We start from the raw sequence: 8,988 nt of genomic DNA, 5'->3' as shown, positions 1-8,988 counted from the left end.
TCTTCAAGTGTATCGGTTCCCTGAAAATTATTTAAAGCCGTTGCCGTATAGCCTGGACTTACCGCATTAACTTTAATATTTGCTTTCTCAAGTTCGATAGCAAAAGCAAGTGTAATGGCATTTAGCGCCGTTTTAGAGGTAGAATATACAGCATCAAAACCTGATCGGAAAATAAAGTCCGGGTTGGAGTTTAATGTCAAAGATCCCATTCCGCTTGAAACGTTAACGATACGTGCAGCTTTGGCATTTTTTAATAGGGGAATAAAAGCTTGTGTTACGGCAACTACACCAAACACGTTGGTTTCCCAAACCGTCCGTATTTCGCTAAGCGCAGTTGCCTGATTACTCGCCAGAATTTCTTCAACGGTTCTACCGGGTTTGCCAGCATGAGAAATCGCTGCATTATTTACCAATAAATCAAGCCGTCCAAATTTTTGCTGTATCTCTCTAGCAGCTGCATCAATGGTGTCTTGTTTAGTTACATCCAATTCAATGGCAACGGCGTTTTCTCCAATTTGTAAGGCTGCATGTTTGCCCTTTTCAATACTCCTGGCACCTATAAAAACGATATAGTTGTTTTCTGTTAAAGCTTTAGCAATCTGAAAGCCAACTCCGGTGTTAGCTCCTGTCACAAGCGCAATCTTCTGTTCTGTTTGCATATTTATTATTATTTTTAATGATACAAATGTCATATATTGACCTGTACACTTTTAAGTCAAAATGAGGTATTTTTTAGTCGAAACGAGGAAACGATTCGCGAAATTCCTTAAGCTAATTTTAACCAGATATTATAGTGAATTTTTAGTGATTGCTACTTCTTAGCTTCACTTAACAATTGAAACCTACCATTGCGGATGATTAAAAATATGTGGAAATACCAAAGCTTAATCCCCCCATCAATGTAGGAGCATTATTTAATAAATCTCTTGTTTGCTGGTGCCTGTAATTAAGTCTTAATACCGTTTGGGCATTAGGTCGGAAACTGATTGCTCCCATCATGCTCCAGGTTTGGTCACCTATTTTTTCACCGGTTTCATTGAATCTTCCGACATTCCAGTCTACAAATTCCAGGCGGCAAGCGAGATTGATAGTCGCATTTTCCCACCCTAACATTTTTCTTTTTAAAACTGGCTGAACAATATCAACAAAGCCGCCATACTGTCTATTGCCATATTGCTGGGTATAATTACGAGGAACATCAACATGTACCCATGCCCATTCTCCGGTAACAAAAGTTTCTAAATGGGGAACGGTAGTATTAAAGTCTAAAGCAAATATGTTTAATGTTCTCCTGTCATCAATGGTGTTTCCATCATCTCTATATTTATTATAAGCGCCCTCCATGTAAGAAAGTCCCAATTCTCCTATTTTATTGTTTCGCACAGCTATTTTACCGGTATACAAAGGTTCTCCACTAACAGATTCCTCGAAGCGTTCCGGGTTATCTTTAGCTGCGGGCAAATAAGTCCTATTTTGTTTATTGTTTATAATGCTCCCATCAAATCCGCTGGATAAATAGGCCTCGTAACCAAACATCCAATCACCGTTATATTTTTTACCATACAAGCCGAAACCTGCGTTACTCCAGGTTGCCAGAAGCATTTGGGTCGCTGAAATCGGACGGTCTATAAACTCCCATTTAGGACCGTCGTGATTCTGATTGAAGGCCCCAATGGGATTTACAATCATCCCACCACGCAAATTCAGTAACGGATGAAACTCAATATCAAGTGCAGCAAATTCCACTGAAATTTCACGATCAGCGGGCTCAAATTCCAGTTCGGATATAAATTTGATTTTTTTACTAATTGTTGAAGCAAGAAAAACGGTAAATCTCCTGAACTGAAATTGATGTCCTTCATTAACTCCATCTTTACCCATATGCTGCCAGTTGGCTTCCATATAACCACCTACAGTAACTGGCAATCTGCCCAAGGATAGTAATGGACGGTTATAAATAGCATCCATATTCATGCTTTTTTTTGTAGAATCTAAGGGCACGACCCGCTTAAAGAGCGAGGTATCTATTTGGGCATACAACAATTGGGAAGTTCCTGTCATGACGAATAATGTCACGATGAACAAAATTTTTATTTTATACATTTCTAAGGGAGATTTTAATTTGATTGTTGAATATTGTTATAGGAAAAGTCCGCAAATGCGTATCTGCAGGGCCATTCTTAACTTTGCCCTTGTTATCAAATTCGCTTCCATGAGCAGGACATTGAAGGCGATCTCCAAACACCTGGAGCTCTGCCCCCTGGTGCGTGCATTGCATAAGCAAAGCTGAATAATCATTTTCCCCATACCTGAATACACAGATAGGATATTTTAATAGCGTATGGTCGACAACGATATACTTTCTATAGTATTCTTCTCCTTTACCGCTTAAAAAAGCAGCGATAGGTACAACAATATCTGAGTCCACAATAACACCACTAACGATCTTTGAAGAAGCACAGCCTTCCAGGAGCAATATGGCAAGGCTGGAACTAATGCAGGCATAACCGCATTGTTTAATGAATTCTTTCCTGTCCATTTTAAAGCGATTTGAGGAATTTAATGAGAGCTGCCTGGTCGTTCTGGGAAAGATTTCTATAACGCTGTCGAGCCTGTGAAGCTTCTCCTCCATGCATTTCTATCGCCTCTTCAATACTTTTTGCGCGCCCGTCATGCAGCAGGTAAAACTTGCCTCCTTGAGATTGAGCAGAAAGACCAAGTCCCCAAAGTGGTGGAGTCCGCCATTCATACGTTCTTGCTGTTCCTTCCGTATAGCCATCATCTAAACCTGGTCCCATATCGTGTAACAAGAGGTCTGTATAAGGCGAAAATTCCTTGAATGCTAAAGCCGATATTGGTGAATCCCCGGTAGTCAGTTGAGGTTTATGACAACTGGTACATTTTAAAGAAGTAAAAATTGATTTTCCGTAAACAACATCGGGATCATTTTGATTTCTTTGAATCGGTGCTTTTAAAGTTTTCAGGTAGAATGCAAGATCATTTACTCTTTGAGTTTCAATTTCCGGATCAATTTCGTCGCCTGAATAAACATCAACAGGATTATATACTGTTGCAATACCCATGTCTTGCGCAAAAGCATCAACAGTCTGTTGTAAAAGATTATAAACACTTCCTTTTTTCCCGAATCTTCCGATATACTTTCCATCAAGGGAAACAGCATTGCTGCGTGGAGTTACAAACGAGGGAAGGTTGATCCAATTTACCCGTCCTGATATACCATCACCATCTGCATCTTCCGGATCAGCCATTGCTAATAGTAAGTCATCAGGAACAGATTCCAATAACCCTAAGCCGGTAACTGCCGGTGGTGTAAATTTTGAAAATGTTGCCCCGGCCGGTATCGTTTCCGGCAGATACCCAGGAATAGCACGGTTCTGCAACTGCGGGCCGCCATGATGAAGAAATTTATTTCCTGTCTCATCTGTTTGACCAAAGCGTGTCAGAGTTGAAAAAGGATGCCCTTTCCCATCCCCTGAATGGCAGCTAACACAACTATTAGATACAAATAACGGCCCTAATCCTTTCTCAACAGTAAAAACCTCATCATTAAAAGTAGCATCGCCATTTAAAAACCGCTGCCTCTCTTCATAATTCAGCCCTTCTATCGGACCGTCTAATAATTCATCTTCAGGTGGTGCCCCAGGCTCCAATTTTTCACAAGATTGGATACCAATTAGCAGTGTAATGATTCCCAATAATACAATGTAGGTCTTTTTCATTAGTCTAATAAATAAAATTCATTGACAAAAATATAAAGTTAGATCAATCTAACAAAATTATTTTCACTTTCTATTTTTGTAGCCTTGATATACTCAGAGGTTTATTTAACTTTAGAAAATAAATTTCATCGGGTAATACGATCCAAATACAGATAGAGCGATTGTTTCCTGTTGTAGGAGTTATCAACAACAAAAAACGTTGGAGTTGGCGATAATCGGGCGAACATGCATCAAACTGGAGCACGCCTATTGATTAATTATTTAAGAGAAATGGCAGCAAGATTATCTTTAAAAGAATTGATAGAAAAAGGTCTTTCCTTAGAGCAGGAAGGTAATTATAAAGAGGCTGTAAAATCATATACCGCAGCGATTAAAAGAGCACCAACTTACCCTGTAGCATATAACCGCTTAATGATTTTGTTCCGCAAACAAAAGAAATATGAAAAGGAAGTTGAACTTATCAGTAAAGCAATCGAATCCTATCAACAAGAAATGGCAGAAGATCGGCGTCAATGGCAAAAGGACAATACCACTTCAGCTGATATTAGTTTAAAGCTTGCCAAAAGCATGGGGCTAATTAATGAACAGGGGTTACCTGTATATGAAGACCCACCGGTTGCAACATGGAGAAAAAGATTAGAAGTCGCGCGCAAAAAGCTCGCTTTGCAAAGTAACAAACCTCAAAAAAGTTCTGTAAAAAAGAAGTAGGCAGGAACAGCTATCTTTAAATAATTGAAACATGTTTGACCATATGCCCGGCTAATTCCTTTGTGATGTCGATGTTTTTACAGCTTTCAAGATTTAACTGCTCCAATTCATGTAATTCCGAAATCGTTGTTTTAATACCTCTCAGCTGCGTACACTTTTGCAGGAAGAGCGTCTTTAGCTTTTGACACTTTTCAATTCCTGATATTGTAACAATAGAGCCACCGATTATACGGAGGTATTCCAGGTCATGGGCCTGTTGTAACAAGGATAGATCTTCTGTTTTTAAAGCTGCAATTTGTAGCCGCTTTAATTTAACCAATTGTTCCCATCCCTTTATTTTCGGACCGTAACCTATGTTTAGTTCCTCCAAAATTGGGAAGATAGAAAGGTCAAGTTTAAAATCGCCCGCAGCAGTCCAGCGCAGGTTTTTAAGCTCGGATAGATATTTCAGCCCGTCGATGTTTGACTTTTTGGACATTGGAACAAGCCAGTGAAAAGTTTCAATAAAACCCCGACCTTTCAGAAAATCTAAATTGACCACTTGTTTGCTCCAATCGCCATCCGTCCATACGCAAACTTCTTTAATGCCATTTTTCTCGGCATGATCAAGGCCCTCCTCTAGATGTTCGAATAAAATTCGGATTCCTTTGAAATAAGCTATCTCACTATAATCGACTACGTACTTTTCCATTTAATTAATCATTGGATCTGTTACCTTTCGGATAATGAGCTAAAGCATCAAAATTCCAGCCAATATTGACCGCCAAGTTAATAACAATGAATTATTAGCAAGCATGTAAGCGCTTAATAGTAAGATCGGTTAAAATTTGAAACCAAGCCATGTTATTTCCTGTTCAAGCTCTAAGACGAAAGTGCTCTTGGTATTTCGTCTCTCAACAATATAAATCGCTCCTTTTCCCATGTTCTGATAAATTGAATATCTGTATAAGTCTTTCCAACCATTTTGTCTTTATCCCGCATGATCACAACGACACAGCTTAGAAACGCAATAGGCAAGGATTGTTCGGGCTCTTCATATGGTCTGTTAGCTAGAACATTTATTTTTTAAGAGCTGGTACTGGTAGGAATATTGTATTATAAGCCATTTTTGCTCAATCCTGCTGCACAAAAAGTGGAACTGCTGTATGGAGGAATAGGCAAAAGCATTACCATTTCACTATGGCAACAATCCTTTGATACGGGAATCGAATAATAATGAATATAAGGATGGCTAAAAATTCTTTGCTGAATATGCTTACAGGTGTTTTCGGAAAAAGCATTTCGCCCACGGCTCCGCATACCTTGTATATCGGCACTGATATTGAGAGAAATTTGCGGGAGGCTGAATAGGATTAAACTGGCTTTGAATAATGATTTCGTAAGGTGACAGCTAGTCCGAGAACTTTTAGCGCCTTTTAATTTTTACTGAAATGGCGGTCGATTTCTTCATTTCGTTTTTTTGGGTCGGTTCTTCTTCGGTGAATAATGAATGCTAAATAAAACAATACCACTGCCGGAGTTATAATATCAATTACCTTTAATGGTATTGTAGTATGCTTCAGGATAAGTAGACAATAGGCATTTGAAAGAATGCAAATCAGCAATACCGACATCGTGATGTAATAGACCGTCTTCATTTCATAATGGAATTTTTTAGGCAATTCCTTTATAAGGCCAGTTAACTCCTTTCATGTGCTTTGCCCTATATTTGAAAAATATAAGTATTAAAATATTGGGGATAATCGCATAACAAAGAATGATTCTCCAGTAACCATTTCGTGAAGTGTGTCTAGATTCGACAGCCATAAAAAATCCGTAGTAGAAGCAGGTACAGGGAGCCATACGTTGACATGAAACGAAGGCTGCCCCAATATCAGAAACCACTTGCCGCACCTGCTCGTCAGGGGCGGCTTTCGTGTACTCCACCGGACAATACAGACAAGTCCTCTGCAACAATACAAAGTCCGCCGCTTCACGCGCTGCGCCAACCGCCTTATGGGTAGATATGCCGTTAAATGCTGTATAGATAGTAGACACATCATTCACTCCATCCCCAATATAAGTGACAGTAAACTTTTCCTTTTGGAATGCCTTAATTAAACGCTCCTTCTAGTAGGCTCTAAATTCCGTAAAAGATATCGATAAATGTCAACCTGTACAACCACTGGCACCCGCAATAAATTGTTCAGTTCTTCCCGCCGTTAATATTTTAGGGTATATTATAGTATGGACTAACCAGTTTAACTACGTTAACGGCAACAAACTAATTGTCATCTATCATTTATCAAATTAACGCTCAAATTCCATAATAAGTTCGAGGAATCCAACACATTTCTTTCAGTACGATACTTTATGACATATACCAAGCAGCCGAAAGCCTTTATTGCCATAATCCGCATCAAAGATCCTATCGCAGGTAAGCAAATCTGTACTCTTTCTTTACATCTATACTTTTTGAAGATCACATACCGGAGACACCTTCAATTTCTTATGTGTCGTCTGTTAATCTTTAAAAAATTTACCCGAACTCCGCTCCAACGAAGCAACTGTAATGCAATGCTATGTTAAAAGATTTTATTTTTTCAGCCAGTTCAGATATCATATTTTTCTATTTCCAGTAACGTCTTGCTGATCACAGTTGAGCAAATTCCCTACACATAACGCAATGTACATGAATAATGTTAATCACAAACCCATAACACAAAACAACGAACTTTTGTGACGCGATTGTGTACTATCTACTCTAAAACTTTTTATTATGTCTGAAACAAAGCACAACCACCACCATGATGCGGCAAAGCATCATGATGAAGCATCAAAACACCATCAAAATGCACACAAAGCGCATCAGGAAGGCAATGATGAGAAAGCTGCAGAGCATGCAAAATCGGCAGCTGAGAGCAGTAAGAAGGCCAATGATCATGCTGAAGAGGCAACCAAGAAACACAGTCACAAGCATGGCATGAAGTAGCGATTTATTTTAAGTAACAGTCCTGTAATAACAGGACTGTTACTTTTACATATCATCCCCTATCGGGGAGTGTAGGGCAGCTTTGCTTTACTGCTTTGTTATCAGACATCTAAGGCATTTAACTATAACGATGCAGATCATGTTATAATGCGATACCGAAATTAAAGTAAGTTGGCCAACATCACATCTAATCTCTTCATTGGACACCCAAAGTTCGGTGCATTAATTAAAATGACACTTTCCTTTTAATCCGCAATTGATGTATGCAACGATTGCATATTGACGAATTCGATAAATCTGCGACAGCTCTAAAATAATATTGATGGACAGATGGCGGCTAGCCTTTGGTGAGGCCAATAGGATATAAATAAGCAGAAGAAAAGCGGTTCAAAATAATCTCTCCGTAGTTTTTATTGGCTACTCCCAATACGATTTTTGCGTGGTAATCATTTTTTTAAAGAGTATTAGACTTGAATCTGGAAAGAAATATTGTCGATCTCACAGATAAGAGGCTGATCCTTAAAAACTGCTTGCGCTTTTGATATAGATCGTAACCGCCCTGAACTTCGCCGCCTGTCGGCTACTGAAAATAAAACCGTAGCCGCTTTACTCCCGGATTTCACGGAGTATCTTTTCCAATGGCGTATTGGTGGCCGCAATGCCGATCGATGCAAGCAGGCTGAAAAAAAGGAGTAATAATGTTAGCAAGTGCCTTAATGAGTATTGCTGCCCGGATATTTACCAATGAGCAGAAACCGCAGACATCTGCCGTTGATAAATAATTAAAATCTCATAAATTTGTGTGATTTGGTTTTTTTAATAGAAAATTGTGCGTTGAGTATTATTAATGGGACCATTTCACCCGGAAGTGCTAAAACGCTTCCGGGTTTTTAACTTCATTTTTCCCTTCTTAACCAATCATTATCTTCCTTCAAATTTGAACCGTACTTTACTTGTCTCTTCCTGCATACTTAGCGCTTCCGAAAGTATTATTTCCCTTGGCATCTTCGCGTAGAATATTTGGAGGCAATTTCTATCTGCACATCATACCACCAGTCGTTATCTTTCATGTTATCTTTTAAACTGCTGTTGTGAAAAATTGTAATTCCATCTTGACAATACATAAAAGCGGTCTTGCTAGTAATTTTTTGAAATCAACTCTAAATGATCAAATAAATTGCCCGAGGTGCTCAAACCATGTTCCGAGCACGGTACCACTCAAGATTTTTCATAAAAAAGACAAGAGCCCTTCGATATCGAGGGGCTCTTGTCTTTTTTATTGAATAAGTTATGGCTTGACGCTGGAAATATGTATTCTAGTTCACCTTTTTTTATACTGATTTAGCCAAGTTGTGCAAGGGCATCCCGTTCTACTTCTTCAAACTGTTACCGTCTGCTATTGTTACGGCCCTGTAATAAGCAGTTATTATGAGCTTCCAGCTCTCTATGGATAGCTTCATTAAGCTCCTTCAAAGAGTGGTAGACCATCTTCCTCAAAGGCGCTAAAATCCCCGTATACATGATCTTGACAGCTCCTTCCACCAAAGCTTTATCGCTCGGGTGAAAAGC

7 protein-coding genes and 1 pseudogene are annotated in these 8,988 nt (G+C 39.1%); 2 read left to right on the top strand and 6 right to left on the bottom strand.

Annotation, left to right across the window (positions count from 1 at the left end; all coding sequences use genetic code 11):
- From B2X72_RS03380 to B2X72_RS03365, 4 genes are all read right to left on the bottom strand, one after another.
- The coding region (locus B2X72_RS03380) for an SDR family NAD(P)-dependent oxidoreductase (protein WP_286848263.1) at positions 1–692 on the bottom strand (692 nt) is incomplete at its 3' end.
- A 166-nt stretch (positions 693–858) separates the two neighbouring features.
- Positions 859–2,103: a hypothetical protein gene (locus B2X72_RS03375; RefSeq protein ID WP_070569844.1), complete on the bottom strand. Its 1,245-nt coding sequence runs from the start codon at positions 2,101–2,103 to the stop codon at positions 859–861.
- Entirely contained in the window at positions 2,096–2,539 is a 444-nt protein-coding gene (locus B2X72_RS03370) for a Rieske (2Fe-2S) protein (protein ID WP_070569842.1), read from the bottom strand. The genes B2X72_RS03375 and B2X72_RS03370 overlap by 8 nt, the downstream gene beginning before the upstream one ends.
- A gap of 1 nt (position 2,540) precedes the next feature.
- Positions 2,541–3,740: a di-heme oxidoredictase family protein gene (locus B2X72_RS03365; protein WP_070569840.1), complete on the bottom strand. Its 1,200-nt coding sequence runs from the start codon at positions 3,738–3,740 to the stop codon at positions 2,541–2,543.
- 225 nt (positions 3,741–3,965) lie between these two features.
- On the opposite strand from B2X72_RS03365, the gene B2X72_RS03360 reads away from it, so the two are divergent.
- On the top strand, positions 3,966–4,448 hold the full coding sequence (locus B2X72_RS03360; RefSeq protein ID WP_139145090.1) for a tetratricopeptide repeat protein: 483 nt from the start codon (positions 3,966–3,968) through the stop codon (positions 4,446–4,448).
- A gap of 16 nt (positions 4,449–4,464) precedes the next feature.
- Here B2X72_RS03360 and B2X72_RS03355 read toward each other — a convergent pair whose 3' ends face one another.
- Positions 4,465–5,139, bottom strand: a complete 675-nt coding sequence (locus B2X72_RS03355; RefSeq protein WP_070569836.1) for a hypothetical protein — start codon at positions 5,137–5,139, stop codon at positions 4,465–4,467.
- A gap of 2,067 nt (positions 5,140–7,206) precedes the next feature.
- On the opposite strand from B2X72_RS03355, the gene B2X72_RS03350 reads away from it, so the two are divergent.
- Positions 7,207–7,419, top strand: coding sequence for a hypothetical protein (locus B2X72_RS03350; protein ID WP_070569832.1), 213 nt, complete (start codon positions 7,207–7,209; stop codon positions 7,417–7,419).
- Between the two features lie 1,386 nt (positions 7,420–8,805).
- On the opposite strand, the pseudogene B2X72_RS03345 reads toward B2X72_RS03350, so the two are convergent.
- A pseudogene (locus B2X72_RS03345) lies at positions 8,806–8,988 on the bottom strand (IS21 family transposase); the annotation flags it as partial.

This window comes from Sphingobacterium sp. UBA7253 (assembly GCF_002472745.1).
GTDB classification, from domain to species: Bacteria; Bacteroidota; Bacteroidia; order Sphingobacteriales; family Sphingobacteriaceae; genus Sphingobacterium; species Sphingobacterium siyangense.
This window is presented reverse-complemented; position numbering and strand designations above follow the sequence as displayed.

Coding starts and splice junctions, on each gene's coding strand:
- B2X72_RS03375 (WP_070569844.1), bottom strand. CDS start 2,103: ATGTATAAAATAAAAATTTTGTTCATCGTGACATTATTCGTCATGACA.
- B2X72_RS03370 (WP_070569842.1), bottom strand. CDS start 2,539: ATGGACAGGAAAGAATTCATTAAACAATGCGGTTATGCCTGCATTAGT.
- B2X72_RS03365 (WP_070569840.1), bottom strand. CDS start 3,740: ATGAAAAAGACCTACATTGTATTATTGGGAATCATTACACTGCTAATT.
- B2X72_RS03360 (WP_139145090.1), top strand. CDS start 3,966: ATGCATCAAACTGGAGCACGCCTATTGATTAATTATTTAAGAGAAATG.
- B2X72_RS03355 (WP_070569836.1), bottom strand. CDS start 5,139: ATGGAAAAGTACGTAGTCGATTATAGTGAGATAGCTTATTTCAAAGGA.
- B2X72_RS03350 (WP_070569832.1), top strand. CDS start 7,207: ATGTCTGAAACAAAGCACAACCACCACCATGATGCGGCAAAGCATCAT.